Annotated in this window: 19 protein-coding genes and 1 tRNA gene; 8 read left to right on the forward strand and 12 right to left on the reverse strand. The window is 63.2% G+C overall.

Annotated elements, in window-relative coordinates; genetic code table 11:
• The first annotated feature begins 105 nt into the window (after positions 1 to 105).
• Entirely contained in the window at positions 106 to 780 is a 675-nt protein-coding gene (locus RM543_RS10475) for a GntR family transcriptional regulator (RefSeq protein WP_311691277.1), read from the forward strand.
• A 48-nt stretch (positions 781 to 828) separates the two neighbouring features.
• Here the strand turns inward: RM543_RS10475 and RM543_RS10480 are convergent, their stop codons facing one another.
• Complete coding sequence (locus RM543_RS10480) at positions 829 to 1,017, reverse strand: hypothetical protein (protein ID WP_311691279.1); 189 nt, start codon at positions 1,015 to 1,017, stop codon at positions 829 to 831.
• Between RM543_RS10480 and RM543_RS10485 the strand changes: the two genes are divergently transcribed.
• A complete protein-coding gene (locus RM543_RS10485; protein WP_311691281.1) occupies positions 1,007 to 1,138 on the forward strand; it encodes a type II restriction endonuclease in 132 nt (43 codons plus the stop codon). The two genes, RM543_RS10480 and RM543_RS10485, sit on opposite strands and share 11 nt — an antisense overlap.
• 139 nt (positions 1,139 to 1,277) lie before the next feature.
• Here RM543_RS10485 and RM543_RS10490 read toward each other — a convergent pair whose 3' ends face one another.
• Positions 1,278 to 1,733: a deaminase gene (locus RM543_RS10490; protein WP_311691283.1), complete on the reverse strand. Its 456-nt coding sequence runs from the start codon at positions 1,731 to 1,733 to the stop codon at positions 1,278 to 1,280.
• Positions 1,734 to 1,790: 57 nt separating this feature from the next.
• Between RM543_RS10490 and RM543_RS10495 the strand changes: the two genes are divergently transcribed.
• Entirely contained in the window at positions 1,791 to 2,582 is a 792-nt protein-coding gene (locus tag RM543_RS10495; RefSeq protein ID WP_311691284.1) for a dCTP deaminase domain-containing protein, read from the forward strand.
• A gap of 196 nt (positions 2,583 to 2,778) precedes the next feature.
• Here RM543_RS10495 and RM543_RS10500 read toward each other — a convergent pair.
• A tRNA-Asn gene (locus RM543_RS10500) sits at positions 2,779 to 2,853 on the reverse strand.
• A 118-nt stretch (positions 2,854 to 2,971) separates the two neighbouring features.
• Positions 2,972 to 3,862 carry an MBL fold metallo-hydrolase gene (locus RM543_RS10505; protein ID WP_311691286.1) on the reverse strand — a complete coding sequence of 297 codons (891 nt, stop codon included), beginning with the start codon at positions 3,860 to 3,862 and terminating at the stop codon, positions 2,972 to 2,974.
• Between the two features lie 64 nt (positions 3,863 to 3,926).
• On the opposite strand from RM543_RS10505, the gene RM543_RS10510 reads away from it, so the two are divergent.
• The gene (locus RM543_RS10510) at positions 3,927 to 5,222 is read left to right on the forward strand and encodes an ATP-binding protein (RefSeq protein WP_311691288.1); all 1,296 of its coding nucleotides are present in this window, start codon (positions 3,927 to 3,929) and stop codon (positions 5,220 to 5,222) included.
• Positions 5,223 to 5,228: 6 nt separating this feature from the next.
• Here RM543_RS10510 and RM543_RS10515 read toward each other — a convergent pair whose 3' ends face one another.
• A complete protein-coding gene (locus tag RM543_RS10515; protein WP_311691290.1) occupies positions 5,229 to 6,518 on the reverse strand; it encodes a class I SAM-dependent methyltransferase in 1,290 nt (429 codons plus the stop codon).
• Positions 6,519 to 6,873: 355 nt separating this feature from the next.
• On the opposite strand from RM543_RS10515, the gene RM543_RS10520 reads away from it, so the two are divergent.
• The gene (locus RM543_RS10520; RefSeq protein ID WP_311691292.1) at positions 6,874 to 9,099 is read left to right on the forward strand and encodes a FepA family TonB-dependent siderophore receptor; all 2,226 of its coding nucleotides are present in this window, start codon (positions 6,874 to 6,876) and stop codon (positions 9,097 to 9,099) included.
• 332 nt (positions 9,100 to 9,431) lie between these two features.
• Here RM543_RS10520 and RM543_RS10525 read toward each other — a convergent pair whose 3' ends face one another.
• The 5 genes from RM543_RS10525 to RM543_RS10545 form a co-directional block, all read right to left on the reverse strand.
• Positions 9,432 to 11,285, reverse strand: coding sequence for a TniQ family protein (locus RM543_RS10525; protein WP_311691294.1), 1,854 nt, complete (start codon positions 11,283 to 11,285; stop codon positions 9,432 to 9,434).
• 2 nt (positions 11,286 to 11,287) lie between these two features.
• Positions 11,288 to 12,316 carry an ATP-binding protein gene (locus tag RM543_RS10530; RefSeq protein WP_311691296.1) on the reverse strand — a complete coding sequence of 343 codons (1,029 nt, stop codon included), beginning with the start codon at positions 12,314 to 12,316 and terminating at the stop codon, positions 11,288 to 11,290.
• A 23-nt stretch (positions 12,317 to 12,339) separates the two neighbouring features.
• Positions 12,340 to 13,041 (reverse strand): hypothetical protein, encoded by a 702-nt coding sequence (locus RM543_RS10535; protein WP_311691298.1) that lies wholly within the window; start codon positions 13,039 to 13,041, stop codon positions 12,340 to 12,342.
• A 259-nt stretch (positions 13,042 to 13,300) separates the two neighbouring features.
• On the reverse strand, positions 13,301 to 13,693 hold the full coding sequence (locus tag RM543_RS10540; protein WP_311691300.1) for an anthrone oxygenase family protein: 393 nt from the start codon (positions 13,691 to 13,693) through the stop codon (positions 13,301 to 13,303).
• Positions 13,694 to 13,746: 53 nt separating this feature from the next.
• Positions 13,747 to 14,214 (reverse strand): hypothetical protein, encoded by a 468-nt coding sequence (locus RM543_RS10545; RefSeq protein ID WP_311691302.1) that lies wholly within the window; start codon positions 14,212 to 14,214, stop codon positions 13,747 to 13,749.
• Between the two features lie 78 nt (positions 14,215 to 14,292).
• On the opposite strand from RM543_RS10545, the gene RM543_RS10550 reads away from it, so the two are divergent.
• The gene (locus RM543_RS10550; RefSeq protein WP_311691304.1) at positions 14,293 to 14,742 is read left to right on the forward strand and encodes a MarR family winged helix-turn-helix transcriptional regulator; all 450 of its coding nucleotides are present in this window, start codon (positions 14,293 to 14,295) and stop codon (positions 14,740 to 14,742) included.
• 469 nt (positions 14,743 to 15,211) lie between these two features.
• Here RM543_RS10550 and RM543_RS10555 read toward each other — a convergent pair whose 3' ends face one another.
• Positions 15,212 to 16,108, reverse strand: a complete 897-nt coding sequence (locus RM543_RS10555) for an AraC family transcriptional regulator (protein WP_311691306.1) — start codon at positions 16,106 to 16,108, stop codon at positions 15,212 to 15,214.
• Positions 16,109 to 16,254: 146 nt separating this feature from the next.
• Here RM543_RS10555 and RM543_RS10560 point away from each other — a divergent pair, with 146 nt between their 5' ends.
• Complete coding sequence (locus RM543_RS10560) at positions 16,255 to 17,193, forward strand: alpha/beta hydrolase family protein (RefSeq protein WP_311691308.1); 939 nt, start codon at positions 16,255 to 16,257, stop codon at positions 17,191 to 17,193.
• A gap of 325 nt (positions 17,194 to 17,518) precedes the next feature.
• Here RM543_RS10560 and RM543_RS10565 read toward each other — a convergent pair whose 3' ends face one another.
• Positions 17,519 to 18,274: an SDR family NAD(P)-dependent oxidoreductase gene (locus RM543_RS10565; protein WP_311691310.1), complete on the reverse strand. Its 756-nt coding sequence runs from the start codon at positions 18,272 to 18,274 to the stop codon at positions 17,519 to 17,521.
• Positions 18,275 to 18,562: 288 nt separating this feature from the next.
• Between RM543_RS10565 and RM543_RS10570 the strand changes: the two genes are divergently transcribed.
• On the forward strand, positions 18,563 to 19,318 hold the full coding sequence (locus RM543_RS10570; RefSeq protein ID WP_311691312.1) for an AraC family transcriptional regulator: 756 nt from the start codon (positions 18,563 to 18,565) through the stop codon (positions 19,316 to 19,318).
• Positions 19,319 to 19,503: the final 185 nt, after the last annotated feature.

The raw sequence follows: 19,503 nt of genomic DNA on the forward strand, positions 1-19,503 counted from the left end.
ACCGCCCTATACACTTGCCGTAGTCTGTTGTATATAACAGGGTCGAGTTTGGATATTTGCGCGTCCTCCTCTAAGGTGGTCGGCATTCAGCAGAAGACGGCCCGAATGTCCCGCACGTCAAACACCACCCGCATCCGCGAAGCGCTCGAGACCGCCATCGTGAACGGCACGCTCGCCCCCGGCGCGCGCATCGACCCCGAGGCGCTGGCCCGCGATTTCGGCTGCTCGCGCACGCCGATCCGCGAGGCGCTTCAGCAATTGCAGGCCTCTGGGCTGGTGCGGGTCCATTCCAAGCAGGGCACCTTCGTGTCGGAATGGAACGCCGAGGAACTGGCCGAACGGTTCGAGGCGATGGCCGAGATCGAGGGCATCTGCGCCCGTCTTGCCGCGCGCCGCATCTCCGAGCCAGAGCTCGAGGCGCTGGAGGCGCGGCACCAAGCGTGCCTGTCGCTGGCCGGCGCCTCGGCCTTCGACGATTATTATTCGGAGAACACGGCCTTTCACGTCTGCATCTACGAGGCGACGCACAACGCCTTCCTCGCGGCAGAGGCGCGACGGCTTCACGCGATGCTGCAACCCTACCGGCGGATGCAACTGCGCGCGCGGGGGCGGCTGACGCGGTCACACGCCGAACATGCCGAGGTCATGGCCGCGATCCGGGCAGGGGACGGCGCCGCCGCCGAGGCGGCGATGCGTGGGCATGTCCTCATTCAGGGCGACAGATTCCACGACCTCGTCGCGACGCTGAGGTCCGGGGCCGGGCGCGCCGCGGCGGGCTGAGCCGCGCGCGGGGTCAGTCCGCCGCGCCCTCGTCGCCGAGCAGGGTCATCAGAAGATCGCGGGTCGCGCCGATGTCGGCCGCCATCGCCGCGCGAAAGGCGGCTTGTCGCCCGCGTCGAGCGCTGCCAGCAGGTCGGCGTGATGACCCGCGTAACCCTTCCGGTAGTAGGTCTGCAGCAGATCGCGCACTTTGTCGGACAGAAAGCGCACATAGGCCCGGCTGCGGATGCTTGCCACCAAGATCACCTGCCGCGACCGTTGGCGGCAGGTCATCAACGAGGCAGACCGGATTCCGGTGAAGCACCTCCTGACCTTGCAGGAGGGCGTTTCCGAGGCGCAGTTCCGCGAAATGACGTAGGCGAATGTGCAGCTTGTAGTGCCGGAACCGCTGATCGGAAAATTTCCGGCGAGCATCCGGGCAGACCTTCAGACACTTGAGAGCTTCATGGGTGATCTGCGGTTGCTCGCAACCGGGGCTACATAACGCTGGCTTACGGTTATCTGACTTCGACTTTAACACCGCCCAACGCAAACACCTTGCTCGCGTAGTGATAGTGCGCTTTCCATTTGGTGTCTCGATCAGCATCGCCACCTATATCGGGTACGACCAGACGGCTGATGCCCGCAGCGACAATTGCCCGTGCACAGTCAGCGCATGGGTACAATGACGCATACATTGTCGAACCCGATAGCGACATGCCCTTGGAAAAGGCAGCATTAATAGCATTCCGCTCTGCGTGTTCCAGCATGAAGTATTTCCACTCGGGATCAAGCACGATGGCGCGAAAGGTGTCTGCTTTCGAAAAGTTGAAGCGATCCGGTGGCGCGTTCACCCCCTCTGAGACGATGTTTCCTGCCGAATCCACGATAAGCGCACCCACTTGGCGGTGCGGGTCGTGGCTCCGCTGGTGGAGCTCGACGCTCCGCCGCAGATAGTCGCTATCAGTCTGCATCGTTTTCATGGCATACCGTTCGGACTGAAGGGGTTGAGGCAAGATGGAGAGGGCAGAATGACGTTACTTGCTGGCGATAAACTCGATAAGACGAGATTCTTTCGCGAGGGTGATCCGATAAAACGTGCATCCAGCTTTGACCTCACGGTTGGCTGCATCTTCAACGATGAGGGGCAAGAGATCGCGGGTCCATATATCCTAGAACCCAACGAGATGGTTCAGGTGACTTCCGCTGAGGTCTTCGGCCTTCCCTCCGATATTACCGCTCACGTATCCTACAAAACCGGCATGACTCACAAAGGAATATGGGCGTTGACGGTCGGTGTCGTGGACCCGGGTTGGAATTGTCCTGTCTCGACCACACTTTTCAATTTCAGCAAGGTCCCCTTCGCAATCAGCAGGGGCGACGTGTTTCTCAGAGTTTCGATGTTTCAACATTCGCCGGTGTCGAGCCTCAATGAGGGCCCAGCCGTCGAGGAGTATGAGAGAGGGGTTCGCAAGACGGCCATGACTACCTTCGGACGGCAGTTTCTGAATGCCGACAAGGTAGCTGAGGACGCGGGCAAAGTTGCGATGGAAAAGATGCGTAACTCCGCCCTTATGTGGCTCGGCTTCATCGCGTTTCTGTTCGCCGTGCTTCAACTGGCTGTTTCGTGGGTCTCTCCGGCTGCCGTCGACGGCTGGTACACGACCTCTCAGTTCAGAGAGGAGATAGCCGTGCTGAAGGCCCAGGTAGCCTCTCTGACCGAAACGGTTGGCGCTACTGAAGTAACCGCGGTGCCGGACGACGGATCGCCGACTACTGATCTGGACGCGGGCGACGGAGTGGTAAACGAGCTTGATGAGTGACACGGCGGGTGAGCGATGAAGGAACCGACTAAATCCAGCATCCTGACTAAGACGGAGACAGATTCTAAGGATATTGTAGCCCAGCTTGACCGATGAACCGTCTTCACGGTGGCGACCCCGTGGCGATTCAGGCCATAAGGCGAAAGGTCGCTTCAAGCGAACTGCCACATATTCACCTGATCTCATTCAGGGTTTTTGGCTCCGGCGGTAGGGATCGAACCTACGACCAATTGATTAACAGTCAACTGCTCTACCGCTGAGCTACGCCGGAACACGGCGAGACCTTTAGCAATGCGGGTGGTGGGCGTCCAGAGGTGTTTGAGAAAAACTTTGCTACGAGCTGGAGACGTGGCGGAAACGTGGGGGAAGCCCGAAGGAGGCGTTTGTATTCAGGCGTTTGCGGCGCGGGACAGGCGGAAGGTGGCATCCGGTAGCAGGGCGGGGTCCGCGATGACCGCGCCGCGAGCCTTGAGGTCGATGAGGTGCGACAGCACGTTGCGTGCGGCCATCGGCAGAAGGGTCGCCGGACTGCCGGTGTAGATCATCGCGGCCAGTTCGTCCGCCGTGGCCGGGCCCGAGGTGAGGGCGTCCAGGATCTGGGCCTCGCGGGCCTCGCGGTGGGCGACGAGTTCGGCGATCCGGGCGGAGGCCCGTGGCACGGGCGCGCCATGGGCGGGGTAGAGGATCCGGTCGCTCCGTGCGCGCAGAGCTCTCATTGATGCCATGAATGCCGCGAGATCGCCATCCGGCGGGGAGACGATGGACGTCGACCAACCCATGACATGGTCGCCGGTGAAGAGCGCGTCCGTCCAGGCAAAGCAGAGGTGGTTCGATATGTGGCCCGGGGTATGGATCGCGGTGAGTGTTTCCGCCCCGACCGTCACGCTCTGCCCGTCAGCCAGCGCGAGATCGGGAACGAACGTGCGGTCGACCCCGTCGCTGCCGCGCGTCATGCGCGCTGCGAGGGCCTCCATACGGGGGGTGCGGCCGGCGCGGTAATCGCCGAACGCCGCCGTCGGCGCGCCGGTGCGGGCTGCGAGGGCGGGGGCGAGGCCGCTGTGATCGAGGTGGCTGTGGGTGACGAGGATGAGGGCGATGCGTTCGCCCGGATCGAGTGCGGCGAGGATTGCGTCCAGATGTGCCGGACGGTCGGGCCCGGGATCGATCACGGCGACGTCGCCGCGACCGACGATGAACGTGTTCGTCCCCTCCGCGGTCATGGGTGAGGGGTTCGGCGCAAGGATGCGGCGCAGGCGGGGCTCCCACATGTCGCAATTCATCTTTCGTCCTCCCGCATGGCGCTTTACCCCTGATCCCATGAATTTCGCCTGGCTTAAACGATCGATGCCGAAAGGGCTCTACGGGCGCGCGGCGCTGATCCTCGTTCTGCCCATCGCCGTGTTGCAGATCGTGCTGGCCATCGTCTTCGTGCAGCGCAATTTCGAGGGCGTGACGGACCAGATGATGCGCTCCGCGGCGCTCGAGCTGTCCTATCTCTCGACGCTCGCGGATGAGGCGCCCGATCTCGAGGCGGCGCAAGCCCGGATCGCGCCCGTGGCCGATGCGCTCGCAATCGACTGGGAGTTGCCGGGGGAGGAGATGCGCGGATATCGGCGGGTCTTCTACGATATCTCGGGCCGTGTGGTGATCCTGCGACTAGAGGAGGCGCTGCCGAACCTAAGGGCCGTCGATCTTGCGTCTTCCCTGCGCCGTGTCACGCTCCAGACGGAGACGCCGCACGGCCCTCTCACGCTCCAGTTCGACCGGAGGCGGGCCGCTCCGTCCAACCCGCACCAGCTTCTGGTCCTGATGGGGATCCTGGCGATCGTGATGACCGGAATCGCCTTTCTCTACCTGCGCGGACAGCTACGGCCCATCACCCGGCTCTCTGCCGCCGCCGAGGCGTTCGGGCGGGGCAGGGTGGTCCCGTACAAACCCTCCGGGGCGACGGAAGTGCGGGCGGCGGGCCACGCCTTTCTGGACATGCGCTCTCGCATCGAGAGGCAGATCGAACAGCGCACGTTGATGCTGTCCGGCGTCAGCCACGATCTCAGGACGCCGCTGACGCGCCTGCGCCTCGGTTTGTCGATGCTCACGGATGAGCCCGAGGCGGAGGACATGCTGAACGATATCGCTGAGATGGAGGCGATGCTGGGCACGTTCCTCGATTTCGCCCGGGGCGAGGCGTTGGACGATCCGCAAGAGGTCTCTCCGGCGGGCCTTGCGCTGAGCGCGGTCGAGAACGGTCAGCGCGCCGGTGGCACTGTCTCGCTGGGGCGGGTGCCGCCCGATGAGGTTCAGGTGACGCTTCGCCCGCTGGCCGTGGAGCGCGCGCTGGCCAACCTCGTGGGCAACGCGATCCGGTATGCCGGTAAGGCCGAGGTGTCCGTGCAGTTGGGCGAGCGGGCGGTGGTCTTCACCGTGGAGGATGACGGGCCGGGGATCCCCGAGGACTCGCGGGAGATCGCGCTTCGGCCCTTTGCCCGCCTCGACACCGCGCGCAACCAGGACAGGGGATCCGGCGTCGGTCTCGGCCTCTCGATCGCATTCGACATCGCGCGCGGTCATGGCGGCACGCTCCGCCTCGGGGAAAGCGAACGCTGGGGCGGGCTGAGGGCCGACCTGGTGCTGCCTCTCTGAGCGGGCTCAGCCCGTCAGGCCGCTGAGGCCCGGAAGGGACAGCGCGCCGGGGCCTGATGCAAGCGCGAGCTTCTGCGCCGCCACGCAACTGGCCTCCACCGGCATCATGAATTCGTGGCGGAGCGTATCCCTCACCTCGTGGCGCGGCGCGGAGAACCCGGAGCGGGTAAGCTCGGCGCGCACGAAGGCGGGGTCGTGCCGGTAGCGGTGGGTGAGTGTCGGGTGCCAGCCGCGAGGCGCCGGCTTCTGCGCCAGCTCGGTCGTGAAGACGATCCATCCGCCCGGCTTCAGGACCTGCGCCAGCCCCGAGAGAGCGCCGGAAAGAGTGCCGAAATAGACCATGACGTCCCCCGCGACGATGACGTCGAACGGCCCCTCCGGCAGGCTTCCGGCGACGCTGATGTCGGAGCGGGTCAGCAGGTCGTAGACGTTCCGTGCGCGGCTCTGCTCCAGCATTCCGATCGAGATGTCGCAGCCGTGGAGCGTCCGCGCATACTCCCTCAGGAGCGGACCGCAAAGCCCGGTGCCGCAGCCCGCATCCAGGATGTCGCGCGAGCGGGTCGCGGTCAGGCCGAGGCGCTGGACCATGTCGCGGATCAGGAACGGGCCGCGGTTCTGGATGCCGAAGAGAACCTGATCGTAGGTCTTGGCGAAAGCGTCGAAGATCTCGACCGAATGCGCCGCCTGCCGCTCCATGTCGCCTGCGCCGTTGACCAGCACTTCGACCGCGCGCAGATCGTCCCGCTCGGCCGGCGTGCGCAGGAGCGGGCGGGCGAGATCCAGATAGGCGCGGGCGCGGGCATCGCGGTCGAAGAAGGCGAAGACCTTGGCGGCGCGAACGATCATGTAGGCCCGGCTCGGCTCGCCGCTTTCGGGCCATTGCCCGATCAGGTCGTCCCAGACCTCTGCCGCACGCGCCTCGTCTCCGTCCTTCAGAGCGAGTACCGAAGCGAGTTGCACGGCTGAGCGATCGCTGGGATCGGCGGCAAGGGAGCGGTCCGCCTCCGACCTGGCCTCGTCGGAGCGACCCGAGAGGTGGAGCAGGATCGCGAGTTCCGTGCGGGCTTCGCCGTCGGCGGGATCGAGGGCCACCTTCTCTTCCGTCAGCGACAGGATGCGCTCGAAGATCCGCGCCGCTTCGGCTTCGTTCCCCGCCTGGCGTGCAGCGAAGACCTGCTGCGACGCAGCCCGTATGCCGTCGTCGAGGGCCGCGCGGGAGCGAGGGGTGTCTCGGGACGTCTCGGCCAGAGGTTCGCCCGGCTCGGTACGCGTCGTCGTATCGTCGAGATCGCTCATCGATCGGTCCCTCTGCCTCGCAGATCCTGTCGCGCTCCGCGTGCCGTGTGCCGGTATGCGGCCGTAAGGCGGCGCGTGTCGCGTCAAACCCCGATCGGCGCCCTCCATGGCGCAGCGTAGCCACGGGACCCGGCCAGTTCAACGCTGCCGTTGAGCGGCCTCGGACGGGCAGCGGGTGTGACCTGTCGGCAATACCTGACAGGTCCTGTCAGGTAAAAGGTTGAGGCCCCCCGGATCGAGGCATACGCGAGCCTTCTGCCAGCGACGTGCCAGGGGTGGCGTCACCCCCGGACCTTTCGCTCCCCCCGCGGGCGATCAGCAAGCACCCAAACCCCATACCCCAAGGAGACTGCCGATGGCTGGCTTCTCTCGTCTTGCGTCCTGCACGGCGCTCACTCTCATTTCGGCCCTTCCGTTCGAGGCGGCCACGGCTCAGCAGAGCTATGCGCTCGACGACGGCTCCGAGGTTCTCGTCCTCGATCCGATCTTCGTCGACTCGTATGAGGAGGAAGTGCTCCAATCCCTCGGCGTTTCCGTCATCTCCTCCGATGAGATCGCGGAGCGACCCGTGACAAACGACATCTCCGAGATCGTGCGCAAGATGCCGGGGGTGAACCTCACCGGTGCCAGCGCCTCCGGGCAGCGAGGCAACCAGCGACAGATCGACATCCGCGGCATGGGCCCCGAGAACACCCTCATCCTGATCGACGGAAAGCCTGCCCAGTCCCGCAATTCGATCCGCATGGGACGTGGCGGCGAACGGGATACGCGCGGCGATTCCAACTGGGTCGCGCCCGAACTGATCGAGAGCATCGAGGTCATCCGTGGCCCGGCGGCGGCCCGCTACGGCTCCGGCGCGGCGGGGGGCGTGGTGAACATCGTCACCAAGCAGCCCGAGGCGGAACGCTTCACCATCTCCACCCAGTACACGGCGCCTGAATCGAGCAGCGAGGGGGATACCCGCCGCCTCAACATGATCTGGTCGAAGCCGCTGACGGACGCGCTCAGCCTGCGTCTGACGGCGAACTACAACCGCACGGATGCGGACGATCCGGACATCAATGTCGAGGAGACCTGCGAGATCGGCACCCGGGGCTGCAACGTCTATGCCGGACGGGAAGGGGTCGAGAACCGCGACATGACTGGCCTCTTGCGCTGGGAGCCGACCGGGGGGCACCGCATCGATTTCGAGCTCGGTTATTCGCGACAGGGCAACATCTATGCCGGCGACAGCCAGCTCAGCCTGCCGTCCGAGCTGTCCCAGAGCCTCGCCGAGGATGGCGACGAGACCAATGTCCTCCACCGCCGCACCTTCGCCGTCACCCATGAGGGGACATACGATTTCGGCGAATCCGTCAGCTACCTCCAGCTCGAGCGCACCAAGAACAAGCGCCTGATCGAGGGCACCGCGGGGTCCGGCGAGGGCCGGATCCAGTCCGAAGAGTACGGCGTCACCTATCTCGACAACATCGCCGCGAAGACCGAATGGATCCTGCCGGGACGGACCTTCGGCCGGGATACGACCTACACGTTCGGGACCGAACTGCGATACGAGCATCTGGACGATCCGGTTACCGTCGGCTCCCGCGGCGATCTCGATTTCGAGTTCGGCGATACCGAGGCGGCAGCGGAAAATCGCGACGACGAGATGGACCAGACGCTTCTCGGCATCTACGCCGAAGCGAACATGAAGCTGTCGGACGTCGTCACCCTCTCTCCCAGCCTCAGGGCCGACTACGCCGACACGTTCGGCTGGAACCTCTCCGGCGCGATCAACGCGGCATGGGAGGTCACACCGAACTGGACGGCGAAGGTCGGTATCGCGAGGGCCTTCAAGGCGCCGAACCTCTACCAGATCAACCCAGGGTATATCTATGTCACCAATGGCCGGGGATGCCCCGCGCCCTACTACCTGCAAGGACCCTGCTATGTCCTCGGAAATCCCGATCTCGAGCCCGAGACCAGCACCAACACCGAGATCGGCGTCGCCTATTCCGGCCCGACCGGCGTCGAGGCGACGCTGACCGCCTTTCACAACGATTACCGCGACCGCATTCAGTCCGGCACCGACCAGTTGGCGACATTCACGATCGGGGACGACGCCAACCGCGTCTTCCAGTGGCAGAACATTCCGGAGGCGGTGGTCTCGGGCGTCGAGGGCAGCTTTGCCGCACCGATCGGTCAGGATCTGCAATTTGCCACCAACTTCACCTACATGGCCCGATCGGAAAACAAGGAGACGGGAGACCCGCTCAGCCTCGTGCCTGACTACACGATCAACGCCTCCCTCGAATGGCAGGCGACGGACGCGCTGACCCTGATTCCGTCGCTCACCCATTACGGAAAGATCGAGGCGCCGAAGAAGAACCCGGTGATGGAGACCGATTACGACAACACCGACGCCCGCGATCCCTACACCCTGTGGAACCTCGCTTCGCGGTACGAGGTCACAGAGGATTTCTCCCTGACCGCCGGCATCACCAATGTCGCGGACAAGGAGATCAAGCGCACGGGCGACGGTGCCAATACCTTCAACGAGCCCGGCCGGACGTATTACGTGGGTCTGACTAAGTCGTTCTGAGCGGACGCATTTCGGTCTGCAGGGGGCTCGCCGGGAGACCGGCGGGCCTCTTTCATTAGAAGCCACTAGTCGATGTTCGACGCAGCCGCACCCCCCACGCCCGATCCGCCTTGGGGCGCATGGCGAGCCGATGGAGGCACGTGCGGTGTGACGGCGGCATTATCTCTACCACTTTATACACCTTAGGCCACTGTTTTCTATATATCCGGGCTTTCGATCGGCGGATAGGTTCTTCCACTTCGTCGGGTCATTATCTGCCACACTGTACTTCGTTCCGAGCATGAAAAAACCGCCACAGAGGGCGGTTTTAGAGACAGGCATTTTGAAAAGGTCTAAATTGGCATAACGCCTTTGACCTCGGATCTTCGGTAGAACGACCTCCCGATCCCGGCGCCTTTAAGCTCGACTGAAATTTCTGCAGACATAAGCCGAGCTTCGGCGGTCCTCCAGTGGCATTCCATATGGCTGGCGATGTCGGCAAGCGCGATATGTTCCCGCAAAAAACCTGCGATCTCTGTGCGCGACAAGCAGTCAATCTGGCAACCTTCGGAGTTCTGGATCGAATGTACGCGAAGATAAGGCACGCCATCCCGATCACGCAGATCGAGAAACTTGCGAACTCCGTACCGCTTGATCCCAAGAATGCTGGCTGCATCTTCAAAGCCGACAAGGTCCGGAGAGCTTTCGCGGATCAGTACCGTGCTGACTTCCTTGGGGTCCAAAAGGATGCCCAGGAAGCGAAGATCCGGATCAACACATTCGACCTTCTCTAATTTGCCGCCGAGAGGGGCGCGCACGATGTCTGTGACTGACCAATGTGATGAGCGAGCTGCCCTCGGGATATCGCACATGCCTTCAGTGGCGCGTTCGACCGATTTAGTGCGACCCATTATCGCTTGGAGGAAGGTCTTCGCGTCTTCCAGAGCAACATGCTGTGCCGAGTTTGAAGCGCGATCTTCTTGTTCGATTACTTGGGGTAGAAAACTGGCGGCTACGAGTTGTTCTGCTTGCGTTCGGCCGCAGTTCAAGAATTTACGCAACTCTCGGTTAGAAAGCGCAGTGTGAACCCGAGAGAACAAAGTTTCACCCGATATGGCGTCGAAGACGACATGATGGGAGCTGCGATCGGGCTCGCCATCCAAAAGCTTGCCGTAGACAAGGGCTCTTTGCACCGTCATCGGACCGACGTTCATCTGCCGCGCCAAGGTGTAAACGGTGTGCTTGCGACGGCGGGAAATTATCGACCCGAAGACGTCCGCACCTGCTTCCACCGGGAAGTGATCGAGAATGAAGGTCCGGGCGACATCCAGGACCGGACCAAAGGGCTTTCGTTTATCCGTATCCTGCAGCCACGTGTGGAAGAAGCCGTAGACCTGAGCAGGGCCGCCGTGAAACCCTTCGTGTTGAGCCTGCTCACGAACGCTCTGCAGCGCGCTGCAAACGCCATCTTCTCCTTGCGACGCGTGTTCAAAACCGACGGCTCCTGCGGCTTCGAGATCTTCCGATGTGGCTGCTGGCATGGTCCGGGTTACAGGAAAGGTCAGCAACAGTCCCAACATCTCGCACGTTCGAGCAGCGAGATCGATCGGCTGTCCGTCCAGCCAAGCCGGCCCACTGCCGCCTGCCAGCCGCGTCTCGATATAACTTTGCAGCGCAGAAGGATTCGTTGGGTCAGCTGATCTGACAAGACGGTTAAGTTCCGCGTTATCTGGAGCTACCATGTCCATGGTCTGAAACCGTTCCGCCTTCCGGGCCAAGGGGCGTCGGACCAAAGCAAACCCATGTTGGCGGCACCTGCGCACAGGTTCGATTCGCCATGACAATCGGCCTACGCGCAGTCCTCGAGAAGGGCTTGTTGGTTCCCTGTCTGCGAGCAAGCAGGCCGGGCAAAAGCTGGTCTGCTTGAGGTTCGTGAACTCCGTGTGGAAGTGCTCTTGGCCCAAAGCCCTGACGCGCGGTCGAACCGATCGGAACACCATCCGATGCAACACTTCGAGTGAATGTCCGGTCAGTTCGGAGAGACGATCAAACGTTGCTGGCGCAGGATCGATGATTTCGGTTTGGCTGAAGCCCAAAGCGCTGATGAAGGCGAACACGTCTAGGCCGGTATGGTACTCGGCGCAACGGGCCAGATAGCTCGTCAGGCTTTCGTCCTGCAAGGCAGGCAGAATGGGGCGCAGGGTCATCGTCAGGCTACCTTCTTGCCGCGCTTAGACTTCGGCGTTGCCTTTGCCCTCCGCTTCTTCTCGCGAGCGACCTGAATGCGCTCACCGATCTCGTCATCGTCCTCGAGTTGGATGGACATGAAGTCTTCGACAGCAAACACATTCGCGGTGAGGGGGCATCCTTCCTCCATACCCCATGCAGTTTCGAAATGCTGTCCCGTCAGCGTGTCGTCTCCCGCACGCAGAGCTTCATCGATCGCCGCAATCGTGATCTCGACACAGCGACCGAAGCGGTAACGGGCGCCATGGATGAGACGGACAGCGAGATCATCGCGGATCGAAAGCGCCAGGCCGGCTTTCCCAGCATAGAATGCAACGGTCTTGTGGATGCTGTCCGCGTTGCCGCCGCAATCGAGAGGTTGTGCAATGACCTTTCGGAACCGACGGTTCACCTGGGCGTCGAGCCCAGTGACGGCCAGCAAGCGCTCTGTTCCGCCAAGTAGCAGAACAACCGGATGATCGCCCTGCATCAGGGACTTCATCATGCGAAACATGGCGTCGGTCTCACTACCCGGGGTAGATCGGAACATGTCGTGAACCTCGTCCACGACGACGAGGCTGATGCCGAGGCGCTGGAGGCGACGTCGAACCATAGTCCATAGTTCATGCACCTTGACCCGGTCTCCGACGCCATCGAGGCCCAATTTCTCGAGGAACTGAACAGCCAGGCTGCGTAGTGTTGCCGGACTGCCGACGGTGACGTGGATGTAACGCGGGACCCCGGTTTCGTGGTTGTCGGTAAGGGCTTCGATGCTGCCGATCGCTTCGCCAATATCGGGGGTCTTCCCCGCGCCGGCACCCGCAATCAGAATGATGCCGTGGGTTTCGGTGCCGCGGGTGAACAAGACAGGCTCGTGTGTGAGCGTCCCGTCGGGGCCCGCGCGGAACAAGCGGGCCAGATTGTCTTTCAGGGACCTATAACTGGGTGTCCCGATATGAAGATTACGCAGCTCATCCACGGGCAAATTGATACCTTTGGATGCGTTCGTCATTTTGCTTCTCCGGAGTTTGTCGGTCAGGACGGAAAGTCAAAGTCAGCGCCATAGTTGGGGCTCTGACCGCCATCCACATTAGAGGAAGGTTCGCCACGCTCGTCGGCTCGACGGGCCTTTTCGGGTTCTTCTTGCGGGTGACTTGCCGTCTCAATGGAGGGCTTCGCCTGGGTCGGGGAATCCGACTGATTGGTCGAGGGGACCGCATGCCGGTCAGGATCTATCGCCGGGGCCGCGTTGTTCGACCCAGCCGGAGCGACTGGAAGGATCACTTGGCCGCGCCCATCGGGTGAACTGGTTGTTTTCTCGCGAGCGGGTACCGTGGAGAAGCTGGCAAGGGCCTCATCTTCCAGCTTCGCGATCCGGTCCTCTGTCCAAGCGTGATCGAGAATGTGGAACGAAGCTTTCGCCTTGGCATTCAAAGCTTCAATAGACCGGATTGCTTGCTCGACAACGTTTTCCTCCCATTCTTTCCGCTCGGGATCGGTCGCCTTGAGCGAACGGCAGGTCTTGAGCCAGGTTGAGGCATGAACGCCGCGGAAACATTCGAGAATGGACGGTACCGTTTGCCATCCGCCATCAAAAAAAACTTCGATGGCACCAAGATCCTCCTCGTTCCACCGCACTTCCAGCGTCGTCGAGCCAGGCTCGAAGAAAAAGCGTGCAAGGTCCTTAGTTTGGCCGCGCGGATGGGGGGCGATAATATGCGTCTTACCGCAATCCACTCATCGCGAAAGACCGGCGCGTTGCGTTTCTGGCAGACTACGGGGCGTACTAAAGCAGCCGTTCGCCCAGATCGCAGCGAAGGTCGGTTTCCCGCCCTTCGTGTCGAGGGTCCCCACCGACGCGAACGGCCCATAGCCGACCTTCAGTCCTGGGTTCGAATTCTGCAGCGCAATCCGTCAAAACTGCCTTTCGCGACAATTGTTCGAAGGTCTGCATTCGGGGCAAGAGCAAGAAGTCACACCGCTCATCGTGAACGCCTTACTCATGCCGAGCCGCGCCAAGCGCGAAGGCGCTCGCCGCGAGACCGAGCGCGATGCGGAGGGCATGGAGGGTCAGCCATGTCCGTAACGTCGCCGACACGGCTTCTGACGGGATCTCTCCGTTGGCGAGTGCCGCGTTCGCTGGCAAGTGGTAGAGCCCTGTGACGAGCGCCAATCCGACCATTGCGGCGGCGGCGATCGCCCATGTACCACGCACCCCCCGTTCCCGTCGCGCCAGCCAGAGCGAACCAACAAGTCCCAGCAACGCGGGTCCCGCCACGACCGGTATGGTCCGCGCGATTAATCCGCTGTTCGCGGCGAACCATGCGAGGAAGTCGTCCGGCGGCAAGCTGGTCCAGTAGCCGCCGAAGGCGATGGCGATGCAAAGCATCGTGCCGGTGAACGCGGCCGATCCGAGGACGGCCAGATAGGCGAAAACTGCTCTCAGGCCGTTGTCTTTCCGGCCCGGATACGTCGCGCCCGCATCGCCATTCCGGCCTTCATGTTCAGCGAAAGCAGGGCGATGTTCAATGCGCCGGCGGCCAGCTCGACGATCTGCACGGTGGCAAAAGTCGCGTCAAAAAGTCCGGCTCGCGCCCGCAGCCCCAGGAACACCGCCGAGGGGACGAGGATGAGAAGGCCGTTGGCCGCCGTGATGATGGTGCGTCTGCGCTTGGCGCGGATGACGGGCGCTTTGGACCGCCCGGCGAGGCGCGTGCCGGTGGCACCTGCGGCCATCATGGCGATCACGAGCACCGGTAGCGCATAGAGGATCGCCGTCCGAACGGCCACGACGCCCGGGGTGGCAAGGACGAATTCGGCGGTCAGTGCCGAAACCCAAAAGGTTGCGATGGTGAGAAGGGCCGCGGCGCCGGAAATGCCGTGCAGTGCGACGAGAGAGGTACGGGACATGCTGGCCTCCATTTGAATAGCATACTATGTTATGAGTTAGATATGGACAGCACGCTATGCAAGATCTATTCGTCCGCCATGGCCACCGATACTTTCGATCGCGCCCGCTCCGCGGGCTATCTCGCCAACCATATGGCTCGGCTCTTTGCGCAGCGCCTGCATGAACGTATCCGTCCGCTGGGTCTCGCGCCTGCGCAGTTCATGACGTTGCTCGTGCTGTGGGAGGAGGACGGTCTGACGCAGCGCGACTTATTCGAACGTCTCGATGTCGAGCAGGCGACCATGGCCAACACTCTCGCGAGGATGGAGCGGGACGGGCTTATCGAACGGCGGGCGCACGCGACGGACGCAAGGGCCAAGACAATTCACCTTACGGCGCAGGCTCGCGATCTACGCGGCCCGGCGCAGGCCGCCGCTCGAGACGTCAATGCGATGGCCCTCGGTCATTTGAACAACAACGACCTCGATCTTTTCGTGTCCACCATGCGCAGTGCGATCGAGGGGCTGAAGGCGGGAGACGCCGAGTAGCCCAAGAGCTCAAGGAAGGGCGCGAGGCGCCGCGACAGCCTCAAGCGGTCCGACCCCGAGTAGGGGAGTGTCCCATGGTCGCCGACCGGACAACGACCTGAAGTATGTGGGGTATGGTTCGCTCCCGAAGCGACATGCAGATCTTGTCTTGCGTCTTGCGTCTTGCGTCTTGCGTCTTGCGTCTTGCGTCTTGCGTCTTGCGTGTTGACCTTGCGGGCTTCGGCGCGACCAATCGGATGACCGCTCCCAGCCTGAAACGGACATGCCCGCGGTCATCGTGACTGAGTAGAAATTCAGCCACATAGGGCGGAGAGCCAGCTTTCTGTTAACACTGGACAAAAGCCAGCGGTGCGCAAAAGCGGGCATATTGGGAAGGCTTGAGACGCCGTATCCGTAGGCTTGGACGGCCAGGATCTGCCGCCCATAAATGGTGGCCGAAGTGGGTTGTTCCGCGGAGCGATTTGGCAGGTCACCCTTGGGCGTTGGCGAAGGCTCCCGGTGGCCTCCCTGTATGACGGGCGAATGCCACGCTGAATGCACTCGCTGACCCGTATCCGACTTCGCGTGCGATCTCGGCGATCGGGGCCGTCTTCTTTGTCAGCATGTCCCTCGCCAAGGCCATGCGCCATTTGGTGACATACTCCATGGGGGCCGCGCCGAGTTCGCGATGAAACCTCTCGTAGAACGTCGATCGCGACATCGCGGCGCATTTTGCCAGGGCGGCGACCGAATGCGGTCGTCCGGGATCCGCATGGATCTCACGCAATGCGATCGAAAGCTGGGGATCGGCCAGTCCACGAAGCATTCCGGGCGATACGATGGTGTCGGCGGTCGAGCGAAGCGCCTCGATCAGCAGCAGCTCCAGCAGGCGACCCAGGACCATGTCGCGGGCCACCCGGCCGCTGCGCGTCTCCTCATCGATCATCTGCACCAGCTGCATCAGCCGGGCCTGGCCCTGGACATGCACGATATCGGGCAGCAGCGACACGAGCAGTGACCGATCGCGCGAGGCAAAGGAACAGTGGCCGACCAGCATGATCACGTCTGTGGGCGCTTCGGGATCTCCCTGCCGTATGACGCCGGGGCTGATCTCCTGCCACCGGGGCGTTGCCTGCGGCTCGGGCGGCACAAGGCCCGTCATCACGAAATCGAAGATCTCGGGCACCAGCACGAAATCACCGGCCTCCAGCCGGATCGGATCACGTGCCGATGGCGTCAGCAGGCACCCGCCCGAAACGATGGCGCAGTAGAAGGGGGTGCCCATTTCCGTGCGTTCCACCCTCCAGCCTCCGCCCCCCGTCACCCGCTTGGAGATCGACGGGACGGGTTTCAGCAGGCTGACGACATCTGTGAGAGGATCGCTCATCGTTTCGGACATACGCTAATGATTATCGGATAGCCTATCATAGGAAATCCAGATCAGAGCGTCCATCTTCTCGTCAATCGGAGTTCAGACGCCGTGATCCCGGACCGGGACGGCGCCCTCCCTTCATGACCAGGAGCCTGTGTCCCATGAACAAACTGATCGATCTTTCCCGCCATATTCCCGCGCCCGATGCGACGCCGACCGTGGCCTATACCCCCGTCACCCTTCCGATGGAGGGACGCCAACCGCTTGAACTGCGCATCACGGCGCCGGTGAAGGGCGCGGGCATCCCGATCGTCCTGCTGTCGCACGGGCACGGACCGTCGAACTACATCGCGTCGAAGGATGGATACGCCCATCTTGCGCAGTTCTGGGCCGAGCGCGGTTTTGCGGTGATCCAACCCACCCATGCCAGTTCCCATGTTGCCGGTTTACCCTCGGACGCCGAGGGGGCGCCTTTCTTCTGGCGCGAGCGGGTGGCCGAGATGAAGACCATCCTCGACCGCCTGGACGAGATCATGCAGCAGGCACCGGCACTCTCGGGGCGGCTGGATCCGGCCAGGGTCGCGGCCGTGGGCCATTCGCTTGGCGGCCACACGGTCAGCCTGTTGCTGGGCACCAGCGTGAAGGGAGAGGGCTTCCGCGATCCGCGCATCTCCGCGGGTATCCTCTTGACTGCGCCCGGCCGTGGCGGCAGCGAACTGACCCCGGAGAGCGCAGAGCGTTTGCCCTTCTTCGAGGTTGATTTTTCGACCCTCACAACGCGGACCCTCGTGGTCTGCGGCGATGCCGATCAGCCGCATTTCACCACCCGAGGGCCCGACTGGTTCGCCGATTCCTTTCACGATGGCCCCGGCGCCGAGGCGCTGTTGACGATGCATGGTGTCGGCCACGGGCTGGGCGGCATTGCCTCGCTCGACGCGAAGGAAACCGAGGCCGAGGACCCCGACGTCCTCGAAGCCACCAAGCGCATGACGCTCGCCTGGCTGCGCGACGCGCTTGGACTTGATGAGGGGGCATGGCGGACAGCCAGCGACGTGCTGGATGGCCCTGCATCTGCTTTGGGGCGTGTTATTGCTGCGTAGCACGCGAAGCCTGCTCAGGATTGAGTGCTGGCAAAGGGCCTGAAAGTCGCGGAAGGGGTGCCCCCGGTCATCCTTTGCGCCAGGCACGAAAGGCAGGTCGAGGCCGGAGGGGGCAACTTGGCTGACGAAATCCAAGTCAGCTATGGGCCGTGGTCAGCGACGGGAGGCCCCGCAGAACCTCGGGGACCTCCACCGCGTCGTCGCACGTCTGCTGTGAGACGAACCAGACAAAACCGCAGCCCATCTCAATCCACTCCTGCGCTTCGGATCGACCGGTGAGGCGACGCGCCGATGGAGCCGGCGCGTCGCGCATCACCTTGCGCGATCAGATCGTCTGGCCGCCCGACACCTCGATGCGCTGTGCGGTCACCCAGCGATTATCGTCGCGCAGAAGGCTGGCGATCATCGGACCGATGTCGTCCGGCAGCCCGACCCGGCCGAGCGCCGTCATCCCCGCGAACTGAGCGTTGACCTCGGCGTTGTCGCGGACCAGCCCGCCGCCGAAATCCGTTTCGATGGCGCCTGGCGCAACCGTGTTCACCGCAATGCCCCGCGCACCGAATTCCCGCGCCATGTAAACCGTGAGCATCTCGACCGCCGCCTTTGCCGCCGAATAGGCCGCGAAGCCGGGGAAGGAGATCCGCGTCAGGCCGGACGAGAAGTTCACAATCCGCCCTCCATCGGCCAGCAGCGGCAGAAGTGTCTGGGCGAGGAAGAAGGCGCCCTTCACATGGACCGCGAACAGGCCATCGAACTGCGCTTCGGTGGTCTCCTCGATCATGGCAAACTCGCCATGCCCGGCATTGTTGACGAGGTGATCGAAGCTGTCGCGGCCCCAGATGTTGCGCAGCTCCGCGCGCAGGCTTTCGACGAAGGCCGGAAAGCTTGTTGTGTCGGCAACGTCGAGGGGCAGCGCCACGGCCCGGCGCCCCATCTCGCGGATAAGGGTCACGACCTCCTCTGCTTGCCCGGCGTTCGACCGATAGGTGACGATGACGTCGCCACCTCTTTCGGCGATGGCGAGAGCGGTGTTGCGACTGAGGCCGCGATTGGCGCCGGTGACGAGAGCGATCTTGCTCATGAGACTGTCCTTTCAGGGTGTCATGGTGTCACTCTGAAATAGAAGAGCGCCGGCGCTCGTGGTTGCCTGAACCTCGCCGCTTCTTGCCTGTTCCCATTTCACCCCTTCCCCGAGGGTCCAGCCTCAGCCATATTTTACGACATGACCATTGCCCAAAGCAGTCCCCCCTTTGCTCAGTTGCTCATCCATTGCCGCCGGTTCGCCGACGCCAATTCCGGGACCGAGGGGTCGGCGCCGACTCCGGCCCGGGGCCTGTCCGTGGTGCGCTACCTGCACCCGGGAAATCTGATGGTTGCCGTCCAGAAGCCGGTGATCGCAATGCTGCTGCAGGGGAGGAAGCGCGTGACCACGCTGGGAGCGAGCTTCGAATACGCGCCGGGGGAGGCGATGGTCGTCGCGGCGGATATTCCGACGGTCAGCCGGATTACCCGCGCCAGCATCGCGGCACCCTACTATGCGCTCGTGCTCGAACTCGATCCCGCGATCCTGCGTGCGTTGCGCCCGGCCGTCTCCGTGCGGCCCGGTGACGCGCCGCCCGTAAGGGTGGAGCCGATCGACACAGAGGTCATCGATGCCTCCCTTCGCCTTGCGCGGCTGCTGGATCGGCCCGAGGCCCTGTCAGTGCTTGCCGACGGCCTGCTGCGTGAGCTGCATTACTGGCTTCTCATGGGCGTTCACGGCCCGGCCATCGCTGCGCTCGGTGTGCCGGACAGCCATGCAGGGCGGATTGCGCGCGCGGTCGATATCCTGCGGCGGGAGTACGCCCGTCCGATCAGGGTCGAGGAACTCGCGGAGGCCGCCGCAATGAGTGAGCCCGCGTTTCACAAGCACTTCCGCGCCATCACGTCCCTGTCTCCGCTCCAGTTCCAGAAACAGCTCCGCCTGATCGAAGCGCGGCGGCTCATGCTGGCCGAAGGCGCGAAAATCGCGCAGGCAGCCCACACAGTCGGCTACGCTAGCGTGACCCAGTTCACCCGGGAATACGGCCGCCTTTTCGACGCGCCTCCTGGAAAGGACATACGCGCCGCAGGTGCCGCCGCCTGAAACGGAATTGGCTCGGAGCGGACCTGCGGCAGTGCAACGAGCCGAACACCTGGCAGGCTCCAGCGGTCGTCGCGACCGGCCCATTGCCGACCTTGGGACTTGGTTACCATGCCGCGACGCAGCTTCACCGAAGCGGTCGTTTGTGCGTCGCTCAGCATTTTTCGACAGCCAACGTCCGCTGTGCG

Source organism: Tropicimonas omnivorans (genome assembly GCF_031846565.1).
Taxonomy (GTDB): domain Bacteria; phylum Pseudomonadota; class Alphaproteobacteria; order Rhodobacterales; family Rhodobacteraceae; genus Tropicimonas_B; species Tropicimonas_B omnivorans.

Coding starts and splice junctions, on each gene's coding strand:
- RM543_RS10475 (WP_311691277.1), top strand. CDS start 106: ATGTCCCGCACGTCAAACACCACCCGCATCCGCGAAGCGCTCGAGACC.
- RM543_RS10485 (WP_311691281.1), top strand. CDS start 1,007: ATGCTTGCCACCAAGATCACCTGCCGCGACCGTTGGCGGCAGGTCATC.
- RM543_RS10490 (WP_311691283.1), bottom strand. CDS start 1,733: ATGCAGACTGATAGCGACTATCTGCGGCGGAGCGTCGAGCTCCACCAG.
- RM543_RS10495 (WP_311691284.1), top strand. CDS start 1,791: ATGACGTTACTTGCTGGCGATAAACTCGATAAGACGAGATTCTTTCGC.
- RM543_RS10505 (WP_311691286.1), bottom strand. CDS start 3,862: ATGAATTGCGACATGTGGGAGCCCCGCCTGCGCCGCATCCTTGCGCCG.
- RM543_RS10510 (WP_311691288.1), top strand. CDS start 3,927: ATGCCGAAAGGGCTCTACGGGCGCGCGGCGCTGATCCTCGTTCTGCCC.
- RM543_RS10515 (WP_311691290.1), bottom strand. CDS start 6,518: ATGAGCGATCTCGACGATACGACGACGCGTACCGAGCCGGGCGAACCT.
- RM543_RS10520 (WP_311691292.1), top strand. CDS start 6,874: ATGGCTGGCTTCTCTCGTCTTGCGTCCTGCACGGCGCTCACTCTCATT.
- RM543_RS10525 (WP_311691294.1), bottom strand. CDS start 11,285: ATGACCCTGCGCCCCATTCTGCCTGCCTTGCAGGACGAAAGCCTGACG.
- RM543_RS10530 (WP_311691296.1), bottom strand. CDS start 12,316: ATGACGAACGCATCCAAAGGTATCAATTTGCCCGTGGATGAGCTGCGT.
- RM543_RS10540 (WP_311691300.1), bottom strand. CDS start 13,693: ATGCTTTGCATCGCCATCGCCTTCGGCGGCTACTGGACCAGCTTGCCG.
- RM543_RS10545 (WP_311691302.1), bottom strand. CDS start 14,214: ATGTCCCGTACCTCTCTCGTCGCACTGCACGGCATTTCCGGCGCCGCG.
- RM543_RS10550 (WP_311691304.1), top strand. CDS start 14,293: ATGGCCACCGATACTTTCGATCGCGCCCGCTCCGCGGGCTATCTCGCC.
- RM543_RS10555 (WP_311691306.1), bottom strand. CDS start 16,108: ATGAGCGATCCTCTCACAGATGTCGTCAGCCTGCTGAAACCCGTCCCG.
- RM543_RS10560 (WP_311691308.1), top strand. CDS start 16,255: ATGAACAAACTGATCGATCTTTCCCGCCATATTCCCGCGCCCGATGCG.
- RM543_RS10565 (WP_311691310.1), bottom strand. CDS start 18,274: ATGAGCAAGATCGCTCTCGTCACCGGCGCCAATCGCGGCCTCAGTCGC.
- RM543_RS10570 (WP_311691312.1), top strand. CDS start 18,563: ATGGTTGCCGTCCAGAAGCCGGTGATCGCAATGCTGCTGCAGGGGAGG.